Source organism: Allobosea sp. 05T439, assembly GCF_056396005.1.
In genome coordinates this window covers 1-20360 of sequence record NZ_JBFTKP010000047.1, presented here as the reverse complement: position 1 = coordinate 20360, position 20360 = coordinate 1, and the positions used below count along the sequence as shown (strand labels likewise).

The following is a 20360-nucleotide window of genomic DNA, read 5'->3' as shown; positions in this document are numbered from 1 at the left end:
CACTTTTCGGGCCGATTCCAGGGAGCATCAACATGGCCGATATCGCAATCGCCTCCGGGCCGGTCTATCGCGCCGGGACGTCCGACGCCGAGATCGAGGCCGCCGCCGCCAAGGCGGCACGCCGCCGCACGCAGCTCGTCCTGTTCTGGCGCTGGGCCATCCTGCTCGGCTTCCTCGGCGGCTGGGAGATCGGCGCGCGCACCGGCATCATCGACGAGTTCTTCTTCTCGAGCCCGAGCGCGATCTGGTCGCGCCTGGTCGAATGGATCTTCGAGGGCACGTCGGAAGGGCCTCTCTGGTTCCATCTCTGGGTGACGATGGAGGAATCGCTGATCGGCTTCGCGACTGGCTCCGTCGCCGGGATCGTCGTCGGCATCGCGCTCGGCCGCAACCGCATGCTGGCCGACATCTTCTCGATCTATATCAAGGTGATCAACTCGATTCCTCGCGTGGTTCTGGCACCGATCTTCATCATGGTCTTCGGGCTCGGCCTCGCCTCCAAGGTCGCCCTGTCTTTCGTCATGGTGTTCTTCGTGGTCTTCGCCAACGCCTTCCAGGGCGTGCGCGAGGCCGACCGCAACCTGATCGCCAATGCCCAGATCCTCGGTGCGCGCGGCTGGCAGCTGACGCGCTCGGTGGTGATCCCCTCGGCGATGAGCTGGATCTTCGCCTCGCTGCATGTGAGCTTCGGCTTTGCCATCATCGGCGCGATCGTCGGAGAATTCGTCGGCGCGCGCTACGGCATCGGGCTCCTGATCAACATCGCCAAGGGCTCCTTCGACTCAGCTGGAATGTATGCCGCGATCGTCGTGATCATGGTTGTCGCCCTGCTGGCCGAATACCTGATGACCCGACTGGAGCGCAGCCTGGCGACATGGCGGCCCGCCCCCTTGCAGGACACGCACTAAGACACGGGCAGCGACAGAAAAGGCCTCGCCCGGTCGGCCGCCCGGGCGAGGCTCATTTGTGATTGGCGATGCCCGGTTCAGCCTTGGTCGGTCAGCTCTGGCCCGGCGTCGCTGCCGGCAGCGACGGAAGCATGACCTCGGCTTGCAGGCCCGGCCCGGCGGAGCGATTGGCGAGCGTGACTGTGCCGCCATGCGCTGCGGCGATCTCGCGCACGATCGACAGCCCGAGGCCTGTGCCGTCCGGCCCGGCGCCCGGCAGGCGGTAGAAGCGCTCGAAGACCTTCTCCCGCTCCTCTTCGGGGATGCCTGGCCCGGTATCCTCGACGACAAGGCGGATCTGTCGCTGCGCCTGCGACAGGGCGACCGAGACGGCTCCGCCCTTCGGCGTGTAGCGCAGCGCATTCTCGACGAGGTTGACGACGATCTCGCGCAACAGCGTCTCGTGCCCCTGCAGCATGGCCGCTCCGCCCGATAGTTMGAAGGCAAGGTCGATCTCGCGCTCGAAGGCAATCGGCGCCAGGCMCTCCAGGGCCTCGCGTGTCACCGTGGCGAAGTCGACGGGGACCTTGCGCAGGGCCGCACCGCCCGGCTCGGCACGCGCCAAGGTCAACAACTGGTTGACCAGCCGGGCCAGGGCATCGAGCCCCCGGTCGATGGCGTGGAGAGTTTCGTCCTTGGAGGCGATCTCGGTTTCGCGCAAACCGACGGTCGACTGGGTCTTCAGAACGGCAAGCGGCGTCCGCATCTGATGGGACGCATTGGCGACGAAGCGCCTCTGCAGGGCCACATAGCGCTCGATGCGCCCGAAGGCGTGATTGAGCGCGCCGATCAGCGGCCTCAACTCACTCTGCAGATGCGCCGTCTCGACAGGCTGGAGCGAGCCGGGCCGGCGCTCCGCCAGTTCCTTGCGCAGCCCGAGCAGCGGTCCGAGGCCGCGCCGCAGACCGAAGAGCGCCAGGAGCGCGGCGAGCCCCACTAGCAACGCCTGATCACGCACCGAATTCAGCCAGAGATCGGTCACCAGCCGGTCGCGGCCGCGCAAGGTGGTGCCGACGATGACGATGGCATTGCCGCCGGCCGTCTTCGACACGACGGGCTGGGCCAGGGCGACCGCTCRGATGTCGTCAACGCGAAAACGCGCCGAGAAGAACACGGGTTGCAGGTCGCTCGGTGGCGTCGGTGGCCCTGCGACATCGGGAAAGCCCGCGATCAGCTCGCCCGAGGGCGCGATCACCTGGTAGATCACCCGGTCGCGATCCGAGGTGGCGAACATCTCGATCGCCGAGGGCGGAATCAGCGCCTCGACGCTGCCGTCGCTTTCCTTGACCTGCTCCGCGATCACCCGCGCCGAAGCCAGCAGCATGCGATCGGTGACGAGGTTGGCCGTGGAAACCGCACTCCCATGCGCCGTCCAGGCGTTGAAAGCGACGATACCGGCGAGCGGAACCAGCAGCCAGCCGAGAAGCTCGCCTCGCAGGCTCCTAGCCATCCTGCTTCCTCAGCGCATAGCCCAGCCCGCGCAACGTCCCGATGGAAACGCCGGTGCCTTCCAGCTTCTTGCGGACACGATGGACATAGATCTCGATCGCGTTGGAGGTCGCGTCGTCGTCGAGGCCGAATACGGTATCGGTCAGCGTCGCCTTTGAGACGACGCGTCCCGCCGCCAGCACAAGGGTCTCGAGAACCGCGTGTTCGCGCTGGGTCAGCGGCAGGGGCAAGCCTCCCACCGAGAACTGCCGCGTGGTCGTCTCCAGCACGATCGCACCGAAGGCGACCGTCACCAGCCTATCGCTCTGCTTGCGTCGCAGCTGCGCCCGGATCCGTGCCTCGAGCTCGAGCGGGTCGAACGGCTTGACCAGATAGTCGTCGGCGCCGCTGTCCAGCCCCGCGATACGGCTGGAGATCGCATCATTGGCGGTGAGGATGATGACCGGCGTCAAACCCTTGCGAGCCCTGAAGCGCTTGAGGATCTCGATCCCGCCCATGCCAGGCAAGGCCATGTCGAGAATGACGAGATCATAGACCTGGGTCGAAAGCGCAGCGTCGGCGTCGCTCCCGTCACGCACGCAGTCGACGACATAACGGCTCTTGCGCAGCAGGCGAGCCAGCCAATCGGACAGCTCCTGGTTATCCTCGACGAGCAGTATTCGCATTGGATACGCGTTCTCGCAGGCCAATCGGCGGCACGAACCCTTCCGAGCTCCCTTCCTAAACGGTTGGGCCGGGCCCTGTGAAGGAAAAGCCGTGCCGCGGCGTCCGGTTTCAAGGACGCTTCACCGCCCTGCGAGGAGCGGCCGACATCGCCATGCCAGACAGTGATGCGGCGGACAGCGAGGTCGTAACCGCGAAGCGCCCCTCAGCCAACGGCCATCACCTCCAGCTCGCGTTGCTTCACTCGGATCTGCGGGTGGCGCCCGCTGTCGATATCGGCGATCTGCTGCTGCACCTGGGCGATCACCTGGCGAGAGAACGGTCCGAGATGGACGTAGAGCGCGACCATCATCATCACATAGGGCAAGGCCCGGCGGTTATGCGCGAGACAGTCGACCAGCGTCTTCCAGAACTCGCGCCTGACGTCGCCCCTCATCGTCGACAAGCGCCAGAGCAGACGCCAGGACGATTTCAGCTCCTGCCATTCCATGGATTTCGGCAGTTCCAGACGGCGATTGGTGCAATCGAGCATCCGGCCGACGCGCCGAACCCGCCCCAAGAATGCGCCGGGTGCATAGACGGCCTCGAGAACGGCCTTGTAGTCCGCCAGAATGGCACGGCGCGGGCGACTGGTCTCGAAGTTGAGGCCAGCGGTGCACTGATCGCCGAACTGCCGTGCGGGGGCGGTGTCATCTGGTATCTGGAGCCTGCCCTCGCGCTCCAGGCGCCGCGTCAGCTGGGTATTGGGTAGCGCATAGAGCAGACCGACCATGCAGACCGGGATCGCGGTATCCTCGATACAGGCGATCATGTCGCGTGCGACGCTGCCCTTCTCGCTGTCGAACCCGAGGATGAAGCCGGCATTCACGAACAGCCCCGCCCGGTAGATCCTGTGCACGCTCTCCTGCAGGCTGCGCCTTGTGTTCTGCTTCTTCTGCATCGAGATCAGCGTCTCGGAATCGGGGCTCTCGATGCCGACGAAGATCGTGAAGAAATTGGCCTCGCTCATCGCCTGCATCAGGGCGGAATCGTCGGCAAGGTTGATCGACGCCTCGGTCGAGAATTCGAAGGGGAAGTCCTTCTCGGTGATCCAGCGCTTGAGGTCGGGCAGGAACTGCTTGAGCGCCTTCTTGTTGCCGATGAGATTGTCGTCGACGAAATCGACATGGCCGCGATAGCCGAGTGCATGCAGCGCCTCGAGCTCGGTCAGGACCTGCGCGTTCGTCTTGGTACGCGGCACGCGCCCATAGAGCTCGATGATGTCACAGAACTCGCAATTGAAGGGGCAGCCGCGCGAGAACTGGATGCCGACATGCAGATAGCGTTCGAATTTCAGCAGATCGAAGCGCGGCGTCGGACTCTTCGTGACATCGGTCTTGCCCATTTCGGACTTGAAGACGCCGGTCCTCGCCCCCGATCGCCAGGCGGACACGAAACCGGCCATGATCTCCTCCGCCTCCCCGAGCACCAGGAAGTCCGCAGCCTCATAGACATGCGGCGTGGAGGTTGCGTCGGGTCCGCCGACGACGACCGGTTTGCGGTGCATGCGGCTCTGCTCGATGATGGCGAGGGTACCCTCCTGCTGCGGCAGCATGCCCCCCGTCATCACGAGGTCGGCCCAGCCGAGATTCTCTTCGGCGAGTTCCTCCGTGTTCAGGTCGACGAGACGGATCTCCCACGCCGTCGGCAACAGCGCAGCGACCGTGATCAATCCGAGGGGGGCGGCGGGATGGAGCGCACCGGCGAGCTCGCATGTCGCCTTGTAGTTCCAGAACGAGCCCGCGTTGAAACGCGGATAGACCATCAAGACCCTGCAGCGTTCATTAGGCATGTTGTCTCCTGCTTCGCGCTTTGACGGGAGGAATGCGGGCTCATCGGCCGACGAGCCTCCAGACGGCCGCGCCTGCGTGCGAAAAACGTGGGGGCCGCGAGACCTTGCTGATTGCCAGGACTTGCTGACTGGGGAGAAGCTTGAGAAATCGCTGCTACCGTCGTTGAGCGATGGCTGCTCGAATGCAGCATTGAGCGGGTGGAAAGACGGACATTGCGTCGCTGCCTCCGGGTTGGCAGGGACATGAGCAGCAAGGACCGTGCCTGGGAGGCCGGTGCTCTCCACGCGTCAAAATGCGATGTTTTCAGCGTTTCCTGAGGGAAACGCCCCTAGGAGCCCCTCAAAACATCAGGGAAGCTCCAAACGCTGGAGCTGCCGCGACCACTCCGTCGCACCAGCTCCGCCGCACTTCCGGCCGTCGCGCTGCGCCTCGTCGTCACCGGCGCCTGGCGACGACAACGAAGGTCTGGCACCGCCTCATCAGGGCCGGGAACCGCCGCCCCAGGGCCTCGACCCGGGCCATGCACAGCGTGTTCAACCAATCGAACCGCCGGAAGACCGGCGGCCAGAGCCCGTACCAATGCACCTCCTCGACCACGAAGCCGTGCGCCTCGAGCAGTGCAGCCGCCTCGTCCTCGCGCATCAGCTTGTTGATCTCGCTCCCGGCAAGACGGTTGCGAACGGGATAGACGAGCCCGACCAGGCTTGCCGGATTGCCATGGAAATTGGCGACGAGGACGCCGTCCTTGACGAGGCATTTCCTCAGAACATCGAGCACCTCCGCACGAAGCGAGGGCTCGGCATTGAGGAAGAAGCGGAAGGCGGTGCAGACCTGCCGGTCGCTGACGGACTCGGTCGCACCGGTCTGGGTCAGGTCGGCCTCGACGAAGCGGATTTCAGGGTAGCGCCCGCGCGCGAAGGCGAGCATTTCCGGCGAAATATCGACGCCGACGATGTCGTCGAACGCCTCTTCATGCAGTTMCAGGATGCGTCCGGTCCCGCAGGCGAAATCGAGGGACCTCGACGCGCCGCGGGCCGCCAGCCTCGCAAATATCTCCCGGAGCAACGGCGCTTCGATCTCGCGCCAGTTGATGGCGTAATAGCCCTCGGCGAAGGTCCTGACATAGCGCCGGCCATAGCCTGCACCGGTCGAGCCCACCCGGTAGGATTCGGATTGCGGGTCGTTCGGCTGGCCCGGACCCCCGCCCCCGCGCGCTCCGCCTCGGGGTTCCCACTCCCAGGTCGCGCCAACGGCCGAAGCATCGCTGTGTCCGTTCACCAGCTGCGACCTGGACCAATGCATCGGGACCGGAGGCACGGCCAGGGCCAGGCCGGGCCTGATCTGGAGGCGCAGGCGCAGGAAGATGGCCAGCGCCAGGTTCAATGCGATCACTGTGGCAACCGATGCCACCGCGGCGCCGGTCAATCCCCAGAACCGGTTCGCCACAACCGTGGCCACGATGTTCGCCCCGGCGCCCACGATCAGCGTCGCGGCTGCAGCCCGCTCGTGCCCCGCCATCGTCATGAGCGACTGCTGCGAGCCGAAAGCGGCCGCTATAACCTGACCGATCAGGAGGATGCGAAGGACGGGGGCCGCGGATTCGAAATCCGGGCCGAGCCAATTCAGCAAGGGCTCTGTGAGCAGGAGCAGCGGAACCGAGATCAGGACCGCCGCCATCAATGACAGCCTGGCGGAGTGGCTCAGCAGCGCCTGAAGTTGCGGTCGATCATCCCCGCCGCCGAAACGCGAGGCCAGAGGCAGGATCGATCGGCCAAAAGCCACCAGGGGGCGCGTCGTCAGCGTCGCCATGCTGAGGGCAATGCCGAAGATACCGGCCTTGGTAATGCAACCCTCGAGGCCGAGCACGATGACACCGGCCCGGTTCAGGACGATCTCGGCGGCGACGATCATCGTAAGGGGCGCGATGGAAGAGCGCCATTCGGTGGTGGCATAATTCGCCACGGCCATGCGGACCGCCTGTGGCCGGACCTCCCGCAGGGTCGGCACGAGCACCATCGCCGCCATCGCCGACCCGACGAGCGTGGAGCCCATGACGAGCGTCGCATCGCGTGGCCACAGATGGTACCAGGCCGTCAGGAAGATCATGCCKAGAACGAGCCCGTTCAGGACGACACGTTCGATCGTGAGGACCGACAGGGCACCGCCGTAGCTGCGCGTCACGGAGCCGCTGATCAGGAGAAGCGTGAGCAGAGGTGTCGCGGCCAGCGCCATCAGACCGGTTGAGATGACCTCCTGCCGAAATGTCCCGGGATACATGGTGATGAAGGTCGCTCCGAGCACGGCGATCGCCACCGCGGTCGCCAGCGTCCTGCGGACGGCATACTGGATCACGCCCCGGGCGAGGCTGCTCTCCTGCCGCGCGAGATAGGCTGGCAGGAGGCGCATCAGCGAAATATTGAAACCCAGCGTGGAGCTGTAGGCGACCACGCTCGCGCAGGCGAAGGCGAAGGCATAGATGCCGTAGCTATGGGCGCCGATGACCCTGGCGGCGAGAAATTCGACGAGAAAGGCGAGAAAGGCCCCGATCAAATAGGGCAGCAGCGCACGCATGCTGGGGAGCGGAATGGCCCGCTGGGGAGCGGCGACACTCCCCGCTGCCACGATCGCGCCCCGAATCGGCACAGCGGGATGAGCCGGACCGGGGCGCGTTGCTGCACGGTCGGCTGCCGCTGCCGCGGCGGATGTGCCGATCGGGGCGCGAACCGGGCGCCTCGCCAGGACCTCCTCGACGGCTGCGTCCAGCGCGCTGCCGAGCGTCGCCTCGTCGTGAAAGGTGAGCGAGATCACCGGCGTCTCGTGCTCATGCAAGAGGCCGTCGGCGCGAGCGATGACGGGCGCCGCGGCGTGGCTCATTMCGAAATCCGTTTCGGGCGTCTCCGAGGGGGCATCGATGCAGATGATCAGATCGGCCTTTGGCACCTGTTCGAGGGCTGCTTCCAGGGTAGCCGCGCTMAGGGCCCAACTATGCGTGGCGAGCAGGCAGACGGTTTGAACGAAGCCTTGTTCGAAGATCACGATCTGGTCCGACCGGGCCGCCTCCGACCAGGCATGGCTCAGGCTCGCATTATAGTTGCGCAGGACGCCGAACCAGGCCGCATTGGCCGGCGGCAGCATGGCGAGGATATCGAAGCCGGGCCAGAAACCGAGCCTGCGACTGAGCGGGAGGACCGCTGCCGCGGCCCATTTGCCAATGCCGCGGTAGACATGCCCGGTGGTTTGGCCCGGGGGGTCGCGGGCCGGATCCCCTGTCGCGGGCCAGTGGCCCTGAATGATCTCGGCAGTCTGGCCGCTCTCGCGGAGCCTCTCGCACAATTCGCTGGCAAAGCTTGCTCTGCTGGCACCGGTGGCGCCGAAAAGATCAATGATCATAGGCCGATACCCTTGCATTGAGAGGCAGTGCCACTGCATTGGGGGCCGGGCGCACTCCGGCGTGTTGACACTCTGCTCCCGTGATTGCCGTCGTTCTGCGGCGATGGCGGCTCCACCCTGACGAAGCAGGGAGACCGTGCAGCAGGCGACCCCGCAGGCCTCCCACGATCGGCGTCGGTTGTTCGTCGCGCATCGGATCAACCCTGTCTTCGGCGGCCGGCTGCGGGATTGACCTCAACCGGCTACGCCTGGGGCGCGGCCAGTTCATCCTTCGAATGAACGAAGCCGGCGTCGATTGCGCCATGGCGGCGCCTCGGCGCAGGGGCCGGAACGGGCGGCCGGACAGCCAGGAAATGCCGGGTCATCCTTCGTTCGGAGGATGCCGAGCGCCTGCCCGGCGCGTACCAGAGACAAGCTTGGCTCGCTCGGGCGCAGCTGACTTTTGAAACCGAAGCCCCGAGCGGGAGGAGTCCTCGTTTCTTGTGCGACCTGGACGCCGACCGTGGGCGCCTCGGCTCCAGATCCTCGCATGCGTCTCGATGACCGGATGGTCGCATGAGGCGAGAGCTCGGGCTCAGCGGCAACCGAGCCTCGGTGGGTACGCAGGATGCCGGCTCGGGCGCCCCGCCTGCCCTGTTGTCAGGAGCGTTCCAACAGCTTCCGACGCCTGGAGCGGGTGACAAGCCCCCAAGCATCCGCAGGCGAGAAGCCATCGGCGATTCACCCTGGGAGATTGCGATGCCGGTCGTTCAAATGCGTCCATTCAGCTATGATATCTGTGATCACTCAACGGCGGCCGAGGTCGAGCGCATCAAATCCGCCTATGCGAAATATGCGGAGAGAGATCGCGGAAACCCGGACAGGGAGAGACGCCCCGGGCGCCTGCGCATGGTGCGCGATCGCGATGTCGCCCTGTACAGGTTGCTCGATCGGGAGGCTGCCCCTCCCCTCAAGCAATATCGTGTCCTGGACCTGGGCTGCGGGACGGGGGATCTGGTCCGCCGTCTGCAGCGCTACGGTTTTCCCAACGACCGCCTGTTCGGGATCGACCTGCTTCCGGAAGCCCTCGCGACCGCCAGACGAAAATGCCCGGACGTGTCGTTCACGGAAGCCAATGCGGAGAATGTACCGTTTCCCGACCAGCATTTCGATTTCATCCTGGTCTTCACGATGTTCTCCTCGATTCTGAGCCCCCTCATGGCCAGGAACGTGGCGCGCGAGATCAATCGCGTCCTGACCCCGAACGGGGTGATCATCTGGTATGACATGCGCTATCCCAATCCCTGGAACCGCAATGTCAGGGCCATGACACGGCGCCACATCCAGGACCTGTTTCCCGAGTTCGAGAGTGAACTGGCCTCGAAAACGCTGATTCCCCCCATTGCCTACCGTCTCGGCGCTCTCACCGACCCGCTCTATCCGGCGCTGACATTCTTCCCCGCCTTTCGATCGCACTATTTCGGCATGCTGCAACGGGCGTCTGCCGCCGTGGCCGAACCTGGGGACACCGTGTCCTCGCCATTGCGCCCGACCGAGCTCAAATCGGGACGGAGCGCTTCCGTCTGACGCCGATGAGCTTGTGCATGGGCTCGCGGGGAAACCGCGGGCCTCCTTGCGTTTTCCCGCCTGTCGAAGCTGAAGTTGCGTGGCGCGGGCGCTGCCAGGGCCCGATGGTGGGGCCCGGACAGCGACAGCACTCCGAGTGAAATCCGGGATGTCGCGGGCGACAGCCTCGACGACAGGGCCGGTGATCRCGGCGACCTCCACCGCGGCCGGCAGCTTAGGTCACCCCAGCCAATGCCGATCCCCCGCCCCGGCGCCTGAGCTACAGTATCGGCCCGGGAACCGGGTTGCGGTTTTCGGCAAAGCCGGTGAACTCACAGAGGGTTGGATCATCGGACGGAAAGCGGGATATCCGATCGGATAGACTAATGTGAGAGCGCCGCATAACCACGTGCTGCGGGCTCCTCAGCGACAACGCGCGATGGGCGCATCCTGGCCTGCACCTCGGCGGTGATCCGGTCGATCGACAGATTGCAGCTCGGGGCATCGATGCTGCTGATCCGGATCATGGGGAGCGCGCGTGCGCTGACCATGTCGGAGATCAGGTCGACATGGTCGACGTGGTCCAGGCTGCCTTGCAGGTCGATTTCGAGGTAGCGTTGAAGCGGGCCGATCTTCCGCCAGCGATCCCGAAGGCGCTCCTCCAGGAGGGGGCGTGGCGCCTCAAAGCGGACGAGCAGGTCCGGCTTCGGCACGATGTCGAGCGCGCGTCCGACAGGGTCGCGGTCGGTTATGCCGCTGAGCAGGATGAGCGAGGCCACTGCCTGCACCATGCCCTGATCGAAGATCGTGATCGCATCGGAGGCTTGCGCCGCCGTCCATTCGTGATGGAGCAGGGCCAGGTGCCAATACAGACGAATGAACCAAAGCCGGTCCTTCGGTGGCAGGATCCGGAAGAGCTCCGCGACGCCAGCGGCCGGACCGGCGGACCTGAGCAGCTTGACGCTGGCCAGACATTTGAGAATGCCGCGCCTCAGCGGATGGGCTCGCACACCGATCCGAGGGTTTACGACATAGCCGAGGCCGCGCAGATGGGCGGTCAGGGCGGAAACCATCGTCGTCTTTCCGGCGCCGGAAGGCCCAAACATCTCCAGGATCATCGCGAGCCTCTCCGTCTTGCCTGGGCGCCCGGGAACCGAGCACTGACTTCAGGGCATTTGGCTGCGCCATGGTCCCCGCGCCTGGCCATTCCCGCCCGTGCGTGCATTCCATGGATCGACGGCATTTCGCCTGCCCCTCCCCACCCAGGCCCGACGCAGATCGGCTTCGGCCCCAGACGGAATCCGGCCATTCCCTTGCTGCCTGGCCTCGCCGAAGCGGCGCTTGAGGCAGCCTTGGGAAACTAGGAAGGAGCCTTGCGAACGTCATCCTCCGTTCGAAGGATGAGGCTCAAGCCCCTGCCTCCCGGGCAGGATCGAGGCGGCGCGGTCGCGGGAAAGGATGCGCGAGGGTGCGCTGTCTCCGGCGGACTGGCCGGCCGGCGGCGGCGCCTCGGCTGGGCCGCCTGCCTGGCCGGGAGGACGGCTGCGTGGCCGCCAGGATCATCGGCCGGAGCGGATCCTGTGCCGGGATGGGTGGCAGCGGCGCGATGTCGCCCGCTTCCCTGGCAGGCGGCCTGCGGCGTCAGGCCGCGAGACGCATCTTCTCCAGGCGCGAGAAGACCTGCGCGACATCCGCCGCGGGGGTCGGTGGCCCGAAATAATAGCCCTGCACCTCGGTGCAGCCCACCGCCATGACCGCCTCCAGCTGTTCCCGTGTTTCGACGCCCTCGGCGGTGGTCGTCATGTTCAGGCTCTGCCCGAGATGGGCGATCGAGGTGACGATGGCGCGGCAATCCTCCTGCACATGCATGTCTTTGACGAACGACCGGTCGATCTTGATCTTGTCGAAGGGAAAGCTTCTGAGGTAGCTGAGCGAGGAGAAGCCGGTGCCGAAATCGTCCATGCAGGTGCGGATGCCGAAGCGGCGCAACTGGTGCAGCACGGCGAGCGTGGCATCGCTGTCCTGAAGCAGCACGGATTCGGTTATCTCGAGTTCGAGCCGATGAGCCGGCAGCTGGCTGCCAGCCAGCGCACTGAACACGATCTGGGCGAAGTCGTCGTTGCGGAGCTGGACGGCCGACAGATTGACCGATACCCGGGTGCCGTTCGGCCATTGCGCCGCATCGGCACAGGCGCGCCGCAGCACCCACTCACCTATCGTCACGATAAGCCCGGTCTCCTCGGCGACCGGGATGAATTCTGCTGGGGAGATCGCCCCCCGGACCGGGTGGGTCCAGCGCAGCAGCGCCTCGAAACTGACGATCTCCATCCGCTTCAGATTGACGATGGGCTGGTAGTAGACCTCCAGTTCGTTTTCCTGGAGCGCCCGACGGAGCGCATCTTCCAGCGCGCGCCGCGCGTCGATCTGCTCTTCCATGGGGGCCTCATAGAAACAGTAGGTCCCCCGCCCGGTATTCTTCGCCGCGTACATCGCCATGTCGGCATGGCGCAGCAGCGAATCGCAATCGCTACCATCCTTGATGGCCATCGCGATGCCGACGCAGGTCCCGATCCTGATGTCGCGACCGGCAATGCGGAAAGGCTGCCCCATGCGTTCGACGATGCGGGAGGCGATCCGGCGAAGCTCGTCGAGATCGGGGTACCCGCGACACAGGACAGCGAATTCATCGCCGCCGAAGCGAGAGACGATATCGCTGCCGCGGACCGCCTTCTTCAATCGGACGCTGACGGATTTCAGCAGCGCGTCGCCCAGTTCGTGACCGAGCGTGTCATTGACGGTCTTGAAACGATCGAGGTCGAGATAGAGCACGGCGAAACTGCCGGCCTCGCCGTGATGAAGTTCGAGCGCGCGCTCCAGATGTTCGCGAAACTGGGCGCGGTTCGGCAAATCCGTCAGCGCATCATGATGCGCCATATAGGCAATGCGCTCCTCCGAGCGCCGGCGCTCGGTCACGTCCTCATAGGTCGCAACCCAGCCGCCATCCGGCATCGGCTGCTGCGAGACGGAGCAGACCGTGCCGGCGGCCAGCTCGAACGAGAACGTCGCCGATCGCGGTCCCGACGCAATGGCCTTCTGATGGGCGAGCAGGGCAGCGAAGCGCTCGTCAGCCACGGTCGTAAGACTCGCCCCCGGCTTGGTGCTCGACGCCGGCAGCTCGAACATCTGGCGAAAGCGCTCGTTGCAGACGATCAGGCGGTGTTCGCCGTCGACCAGCAGCAATCCCTGCGACATGTTGTTCAAGGCCGCATCGAAGCGCTGGTTCTGGGTCCGCAATTCGATGTCGCGCAGCACCAGCATCTCGTTCTGATTCTTCAGGCTGTCGTTCTTGCTGGAAATGTCCTCATTAGCGCGTTCGAGTTCGCCCTTCGCGTCCTTCAGCCCGTCGGTCAGCACATGCATCTCGCGATGGGCATGATTGAGCAGCCGGTTGCGAAAATGAAGCAGCAGGACCAGGCCAAGCGACATCAGCACGAGCGTCACGATGATGCCCGAGAAGAACCAGTGCAGGCTCAGAAGCTCACGTTGATCGCCATCGACCTGATCGCCGGAAATGCGGTTGGCCGCCGCTGCAAGGCTCGACATCTTCTGGTCGAGCGGCGCCAGTCGCGCACGGATCCGCGCGGCATTCTCTGGGTTGAGATGGTCGACCCAGGGTTCGATCTCGGCCAGGGCCTGGCGGAATTCATCGACGGTCGCGCGCCTGTCGGCACCTTGATTGACGAACTCCTCGAACTCGCCGGAGCTGAGCAGGCTGAGGCGGTTGAGCAGGATCTGATAGCGCAGCGCCACCTCGTCGGCGTCGACCTTGCTGGACGGAATGCTGAAGCTGGCGACGCGCTCCTGGAAGCGCTGGAGCTCGACGACGGACTGGCTCGCAAGCCAGGTTACATTGTAACGCGCCGTCTGTCGGATCAGATTCTGCTGCTCGACGATAAGACTTGATACATACAATGCAGACAAAACGAGGCCGACAAGAACGGCCCCGAGAAAGGTTTCTATCTTCCGCATCTTCAGCATGAGTTAATCCCGGCAGATTCTCCCACAGATGCTAGACAGTTGCCATTATCTACCCTCTCCCTAGCGGACAATCAACTTTGAAACCTGCCAGGCCGAGCGGCTGTAGAACTTCTGGCTGCGCAACTCAGGGTTGCTGTCATAGGGATAGACGATGAACAGCGGCCCCTTGTCCCGGATCGGCATGTATTCAGCGTTGCGCTTCAGCGCCAGGATGACGTTGTACTTCGCGAAGTCCTCGAGCGGTATTTCTGTCGTATAGTCGTTGAGTGCGATCGCTTGAACGGTGTCGCCCTTGGCGCCGACCGACTTCATCAGTTTATCGAGGGAGATGCCCTCGAACTTCTGCGGTCCGGAGTACCACGGGGTATTGGTTTCGATTGTCATGAGGCCCATCGCCTCGAGCGCGGCGCGATCGAACTGTGCGGAATCCCCGCTATTGGTCACGGAGATCTTTCCGGATATCGTCAGGATGACCTTGTCCGTCGGAGCGGCCAAGGTCTGGGCGCTGACTGTCCCGGCCATGAGCAGACCAATGGACGAGATCGCGCCCAGGGTGATTCCACGTCGCAATGTGTCTATAGACATGAGGGGCTCCCGATCGGTCCAAGCTCGAAATCCTACGAGCCGGCCATTAAAAACCTCTAAAGCGGAACTCGGTTAAATTATTGATATACTTACACAAGAACCCCGCGAATTCCTCTGCGATTTTGACGTACTAACCCGACCCACGTGCGACCCCTACCGCCCACGAAGGCATCTGGATGCAACATGTCACGAGCGAATAGCCTATCGAATTCAGCCCGCCTCGGAAACCACGCGGTCGAGGGCTACCTGGACAAGACCGAGCGGGCGGACATGCGGGCCGCGGCTGCGAAGAAGATCGAAGAGCTGTTCGATATTCTGCAGATCGACCACCAGAACGATCATAACACGCGCGATACACCGGCGCGGGTCGCCAAGATGTTCGTCGAGGAACTCCTGCACGGCCGCTATAACCCGCCGCCGAAGATCACCGAGTTCGACAATGCCACGAGCTATGACCAGCTGATCGTCACCGGCCCGATCGATGTCCGCTCGACCTGCGCCCATCACCTGATGCCGATCTATGGCGTGGCCTTCATCGGCGTCCTGCCGTCACCGGAAGGCAAGATCATCGGCCTGTCGAAATATGATCGCATCATCCAGCATTTCGCAGCCCGCCTCCAGATTCAGGAAGAGCTGGTCAAGCAGATCGAGCAGCATATCGTCGAGACCACCAATCCCCGCGGCCTGGCGGTGAGGATCAGCGCCGTCCACATGTGCAAGACTCATCGCGGCGTTCGGGCCAGTCATGCCAGCCGCATGGTKAACAGCTCATTCTACGGCGAATTCGCCACAAACGATTCATACAAGGCCGAATTCCTGCAGGAATGCACATCCCTGGAACGCCGGTAGGGACCCGAATCAATGGATAGCGTGGTAATGATGCAGGACCACAGGCCTTCGCGAATCGTTCACCGGGACGTCTATCGGTCGACCAAGACCTATGACTTCGTCGAAGGCTTGTCCTGCTGCTTCCGGCAATGGCGCGCAACGCATTCGCATTGCAGCCTGGTTCACGGCTATGCGCTGTCCTTCAAATTCATCTTCGCCACCCACGAGCTCGACGAGCGCAACTGGTGCTTCGATTTCGGCGGGATGAAGGAGATMAAGACCTGGTTGAAGCACATGTTCGACCACACGATGATCGTCGCGGCCGACGACCCGCATCTCGACGCGTTCCAGGGGCTGGCCGACAAGGGCCTTGTCKACCTGCGGATCATGCCCGCAGTCGGCTGCGAGGCGACAGCGCGCTACACGTTCGACCATGTTGCGGCCTGGCTTGCCAATCAGATCGGCGAGCGTGTCTGGCTGGAATCGGTCGAGGTCCGCGAGCATGACGGAAACTCGGCGATCTTCGAGCGTMGGCAGGGCTAACGGCTGACGCTTCAAAACCGGCGCTCCATTCGCAGGCCAGATCGCGGCCCGACCTACCGGCTTTCAGGCCAATCCGGAGGATCGGCTCCGGCGAATTTCCGGGGGAAGCGGGGCAGATCCGTCACTGGAGGCGCAGACGGTTCAGCCCCGACGTCGCATCCTGATCGGCGATGCGGGCTGCCGCCGATCGCAACGGCACATTCAGCGCAGGCCATGTGAGGATTGCCCCCTCCGCGCGACACAAGTCACAGCAGGTCGTGGATGCCGGATCGGGACCGAACCCGGTATGCTGTCGACCGGATGATCGCGGCATGGTCATTCCTTGCCGGATTCAGCGGTCAAAGCGTCCGATTCTGCCTAGACCTCCAGTTGAACCGAGATCATGATGGGCGGTCCCCCGGGTGGGAGCGCTTTTCGCAGCGATGTACCGGTCTCTTCAAGGCAGCGGGAGTTTGCTATGGCGAAACTCGGTCGCAGCGCCCTCGCCGGCGCGAGCCTTCTCACCCTGGTCTGCCTGCCGGCACTGGCTCAGCAAGTCACTGGCACCCTAGGTTCGCCAAGCGCGACGACGACGCTTAACGGAAAGCAGTTGCCGCCCCMCGATCCGAGATTCGGCGGAGTGATCAACCAGAAGGCTTCCGAATCGAAGGCTTGGTGGGCGCCAAGCATCGTGCCGCCAAAGGGCGCGCCCAACGTGCTGCTCATCATGACCGACGATGTCGGCTTCGGTGCGCCGGGCACCTTTGGAGGCGTTGTCCCAACTCCGGCGCTCGACCGCATCGCAAATAGCGGGATCCGCTACACGAACTTCCACTCCACGTCGCTGTGCTCACCGACGCGCGCGGCGCTGATCACCGGGCGCAACCATCACGTCGCCGGTTTCGGCGTGGTGGGCGAGATCGCGACGGGGTTTCCAGGGTACAATTCGATCATCCGGAAGGAGAACGGCACGATCGGGACGATCCTCAGAGAGAATGGCTACGCGACCTCGTGGTTCGGCAAGAACCACAACACACCCTTCTACCAGGCGAGCCAGGCCGGACCATTCGATCAATGGCCGACCGGATTGGGCTTCGACTATTTCTACGGCTTCGTCGGCGGAGACGCGAGCCAATGGCAACCAAATCTCTTCCGCAACACGACGCCGATCTATCCGTTCCAGGGCGCATCGAACTGGAACCTGACCACAGCCATGGCCGACGAGGCCATCCAGCATATGAAGCAGCTCAAGGAGGTCGCGCCGGACAAGCCGTTCCTCGTCTACTATGTCCCCGGTGGCACGCATGCGCCGCATCATCCCACGCCGGAGTGGATCGCCAAGATCAGCGACATGCACCTCTTCGACGGCGGCTGGAACACCCTGCGCGAGACGATCTTCGCCAACCAGAAGAGGCTCGGCATCATGCCGGCCGAGGCCAAGCTGACCCCCTGGCCCAAAGAATTGCCGGAGTGGGATTCGCTCGGTTGGGAGGAGAAAAAGCTCTTCACCAGGCAAATGGATGTCTACGGCGCCTATCTCGCCTATACCGATCACGAGATCGGACGGGTCATCCAGGCCGTCGAGGACCTCGGTCAGCTCGACAACACCCTGATCATCTATATCAGCGGCGACAATGGCGCGAGCGCCGAGGGCATGCTCAACGGCACGCCGAACGAGTTCACAACCTTCAACGGCGTTGCAGTGCCCGTGAAGGACCAGTTGCTCTGGTACGAGTTCTGGGGCTCGGAGCGAACCTTTCCGCATTTTGCCGCCGGCTGGGCCTGGGCGATGAGCACGCCGTTCAAATGGGTCAAGCAGGTCGCCTCGCACTTTGGCGGAACGGCCCAGGGCATGGCCATGTCCTGGCCCGGCCATGTCAGGGATGTGGGCGGCATCCGGCGGCAGTTCCACCACATMATCGATATCGTGCCGACGATTCTGGAAGCGACCGGTGTMGCTGCCCCCGCTACTCTCGACGGCATCAAGCAGCGTCCGTTCGACGGCGTCAGCATGATGTACACCTGGGACAAGGCGAGTGTGGCCGTGCCATCCCGGCGCAAGACCCAGTATTTCGAAATGCTCGGCAACCGCGCGATCTACAATGACGGCTGGGTGGCGGCCACGACTCCGGCGACCCTGCCCTGGGCACTGAGCACGGCCACGCCTCCGGATGTGATCACGGGCTACAACTGGGAGCTTTACAACGTCAGGCAGGACCCCACGGAGTCCAATGACCTGGCTGCGAAATTGCCGGACAAGGTCAAGCAGATGCAGGCGTTGTTCTATTCGGAAGCCAAGAAATACGACGCACTGCCGCTCGACAATTCGTCGCTCGCGCGCTGGAACACACCGCGTCCGAGCCTGACGGCGGGCCGAACGCTCTTCACCTATTCAGGAGAGCTGTCCGGTGTGCCGCCGAGCGCTGCCCCAAGGATCCTCGACAAGTCGTACACCATCACCGCAGAGGTTGAGATTCCCGAGGGCGGCAGCGAAGGCATGATCGTGACCGAGGGCGGACGCTTCGGTGGTTATGGCCTCTTCCTCAGCAAGGGCGAATTGGGGATCGGCCGCGGCAAGCCTGTGTTCCTTTACAATCTCCTCGATCTGCAGCGGACGATCTGGGAAGGGCCGGAACTGACGCCGGGAAAACACAGCATCGTCTTCGACTTCAAATCCGACGGCCCGGGCCTGGGCAAGGGCGGCACCGGCGTCCTTTCCGTAGACGGACAGGAAGTGGCCAGGAAATCGATGGACCACACCATCCCGATCACGTTTCCCGAGGACGAAAGCTTCGATGTTGGCCTGGATACCCGCACCGGGGTCGCGCTGCTGGAGCATCGCTATGACCCACCGTTCAAGTTCACCGGCAAGATCAAGAAGCTGACCGTCAAGCTCGAGCCGGTGCAGTGAACGCAGCCAGATCCCTGCGCGCTCCCGTGCCTCTCGTGCGAATATTCGATCAACAAGATGGACCGGGCCCAGGCGATGAAGAACGTGCTGACGATCGCCGCCGTGGCAGAGATCGCAACCGGTCTGGCGCTGCTGGTCGTGCCTTCATTCGTCGCGCAAGTGCTGCTCGGCGAGGAACTGGACGGGGCTGCCCTGCAGATCGCGAGCATTGCGGGTATCGCCCTGGTTGCACTGGGGATCGCCTGCTGGCCCGGCCCGCCTCTGCTGGGCATGTTGATCTATAGCGGCGCGGTCGCACTCTATCTCGCCTATCTCGATCTTACCGGAGCTTCCGGCGGCGTCTTGCTATGGCCAGCGGTCATCTTCCACGCCGTCCTGACCGCACTATTGCTCCGGTCGATCGCGCTGGCGGTTCGCGCGGCGAGATAGGGAGACGGCCGGATATCGGCCGGTCTGGGCCAATCTCGCAGGGTTCGGCGCAGATGCACGAACCCTCTCGTCACGAAGCCCTAGATGTCGTCATCGTCGCGCAGCACAAGGACATGATCGCCGAGCAGTACAAGCATGATTCCTCAGGTCATTGGCATGACCCATTGATAGCATAATGACTGCGTGTCACCAAGGCTGCGGCTCAAGGGAGACTGCCAATGAAGATGGCCAAGCTGGTCGCTACCGGTGCATTGGGCTTACTGGCCTGCATAGGCTGGACGGGAGCCAACGCGTCAGACCCCTACCCGCAGCGCTTCGTCACGCTCGTCGTACCCTTCCCCGCCGGAGGCAGCTTCGACGTGATCGGCCGTCTCGCGGCCCGGGCTCTCAGCGAGAAATGGGGGCATCAGGTTGTTGTCGAGAACAAGCCTGGCGCAGCCGGCGACATCGGAGCGGCCAGCGTGGCAAAGGCCGCGCCCGACGGATATACGCTGTTGCTCGTCAGCGACGGGCTGCTCAGCAATGACAGCCTGATGACGCGCCGGCTCTTCGACCCGCTGAAGGATTTCAAGCCGGTCACCCTGATCGCCCGCTCACCGCAGGTGCTGGTCGGCGGCCCTGCCCTGAAGACCAGGACGCTGGTCGAGATGGTGAAGCAAGGCGGCGGCACGGATTATCGTTTCGGCACCGCGGGCACAGGAACGCCCGGCCATCTCGTCGCCGAATTGCTGGCAAAGGTCAGTGGGTTGACGCTGACCCATGTGCCCTATCGCGGGGGCGCCCCCGCCCTGACCGACGTCCTCGGCGGCCAGATCGAGCTGGTCTCGACGGGCTTGCCGGCCCTGATCGCCGCCATCCAGTCCGGCTCGGTCGTGCCGCTCGCCGTCTCCTCCGAGAAGCGCTTTCCATCCCTTCCCGACGTTCCCACGATGGCGGAAATCGCCCCCGGCGCTTCGGTAGAGACCTGGTATGGCATTGTCGGCCCAGCCGGACTGCCTGATGCGCTGCGCGACCGTATCCACGCAGACACCGTGGCCGTCATGCAAAGCCCCGCGATCACGGCACGGCTGATCGACAACGTCCTATGTCGGGAAGCAGCTTTGGGCTTTGKCCAACAGGTCTCATCGCGCCGGCAGATCGCCGACGTCAGCAGTAAGCTGATCCAGATGGTTTCCACCGTCAACGGGATCGCTCCCAGCCATAGCAAACACAGGATCCAGC

General features: G+C 64.0%; 14 protein-coding genes. 7 read left to right on the top strand and 7 right to left on the bottom strand.

All coding sequences use genetic code 11. The features are described from left to right. Positions 1-32: 32 nt before the first annotated feature. Positions 33-908: an ABC transporter permease gene (locus tag AC1DIO_RS30840; RefSeq protein ID WP_476775923.1), complete on the top strand. Its 876-nt coding sequence runs from the start codon at positions 33-35 to the stop codon at positions 906-908. A 91-nt stretch (positions 909-999) separates the two neighbouring features. Here AC1DIO_RS30840 and AC1DIO_RS30835 read toward each other — a convergent pair whose 3' ends face one another. The 4 genes from AC1DIO_RS30835 to AC1DIO_RS30820 form a co-directional block, all read right to left on the bottom strand. Beyond that, the gene (locus tag AC1DIO_RS30835) at positions 1000-2397 is read right to left on the bottom strand and encodes a sensor histidine kinase (RefSeq protein WP_476854581.1); all 1398 of its coding nucleotides are present in this window, start codon (positions 2395-2397) and stop codon (positions 1000-1002) included. Beyond that, positions 2390-3061, bottom strand: coding sequence for a response regulator (locus AC1DIO_RS30830; protein ID WP_441493846.1), 672 nt, complete (start codon positions 3059-3061; stop codon positions 2390-2392). Before AC1DIO_RS30830 ends, AC1DIO_RS30835 begins: the two co-directional genes overlap by 8 nt. Before the next feature lie 203 nt (positions 3062-3264). Then, positions 3265-4890: a B12-binding domain-containing radical SAM protein gene (locus AC1DIO_RS30825; RefSeq protein ID WP_441508224.1), complete on the bottom strand. Its 1626-nt coding sequence runs from the start codon at positions 4888-4890 to the stop codon at positions 3265-3267. A gap of 436 nt (positions 4891-5326) precedes the next feature. Continuing rightward, positions 5327-8281, bottom strand: a complete 2955-nt coding sequence (locus AC1DIO_RS30820; protein ID WP_476854580.1) for a methyltransferase domain-containing protein — start codon at positions 8279-8281, stop codon at positions 5327-5329. 738 nt (positions 8282-9019) lie between these two features. On the opposite strand from AC1DIO_RS30820, the gene AC1DIO_RS30815 reads away from it, so the two are divergent. Continuing rightward, positions 9020-9847 (top strand): class I SAM-dependent methyltransferase, encoded by an 828-nt coding sequence (locus AC1DIO_RS30815; RefSeq protein ID WP_441508226.1) that lies wholly within the window; start codon positions 9020-9022, stop codon positions 9845-9847. Positions 9848-10209: 362 nt separating this feature from the next. Here the strand turns inward: AC1DIO_RS30815 and AC1DIO_RS30810 are convergent, their stop codons facing one another. The 3 genes from AC1DIO_RS30810 to AC1DIO_RS30800 form a co-directional block, all read right to left on the bottom strand. Beyond that, positions 10210-10944, bottom strand: coding sequence for a hypothetical protein (locus AC1DIO_RS30810; RefSeq protein WP_476770547.1), 735 nt, complete (start codon positions 10942-10944; stop codon positions 10210-10212). A 523-nt stretch (positions 10945-11467) separates the two neighbouring features. Then, complete coding sequence (locus AC1DIO_RS30805; protein ID WP_441508228.1) at positions 11468-13864, bottom strand: putative bifunctional diguanylate cyclase/phosphodiesterase; 2397 nt, start codon at positions 13862-13864, stop codon at positions 11468-11470. A gap of 60 nt (positions 13865-13924) precedes the next feature. Beyond that, positions 13925-14386, bottom strand: a complete 462-nt coding sequence (locus tag AC1DIO_RS30800) for a putative pterin-binding protein (protein ID WP_441508234.1) — start codon at positions 14384-14386, stop codon at positions 13925-13927. Positions 14387-14632: 246 nt separating this feature from the next. Between AC1DIO_RS30800 and folE the strand changes: the two genes are divergently transcribed. The 5 genes from folE to AC1DIO_RS30775 all read left to right on the top strand — a co-directional run. Then, positions 14633-15298: a GTP cyclohydrolase I gene (gene folE / locus AC1DIO_RS30795; protein WP_441508229.1), complete on the top strand. Its 666-nt coding sequence runs from the start codon at positions 14633-14635 to the stop codon at positions 15296-15298. Positions 15299-15310: 12 nt separating this feature from the next. Next, positions 15311-15820: a 6-pyruvoyl trahydropterin synthase family protein gene (locus AC1DIO_RS30790; protein WP_476854579.1), complete on the top strand. Its 510-nt coding sequence runs from the start codon at positions 15311-15313 to the stop codon at positions 15818-15820. Positions 15821-16277: 457 nt separating this feature from the next. Beyond that, positions 16278-18710 carry an arylsulfatase gene (locus AC1DIO_RS30785; protein WP_476854578.1) on the top strand — a complete coding sequence of 811 codons (2433 nt, stop codon included), beginning with the start codon at positions 16278-16280 and terminating at the stop codon, positions 18708-18710. Between the two features lie 57 nt (positions 18711-18767). Then, positions 18768-19139: a hypothetical protein gene (locus AC1DIO_RS30780; RefSeq protein ID WP_441508232.1), complete on the top strand. Its 372-nt coding sequence runs from the start codon at positions 18768-18770 to the stop codon at positions 19137-19139. A gap of 218 nt (positions 19140-19357) precedes the next feature. Continuing rightward, on the top strand, positions 19358-20360 hold a 1003-nt coding region (locus AC1DIO_RS30775; RefSeq protein WP_476854577.1), incomplete at its 3' end, for a tripartite tricarboxylate transporter substrate-binding protein.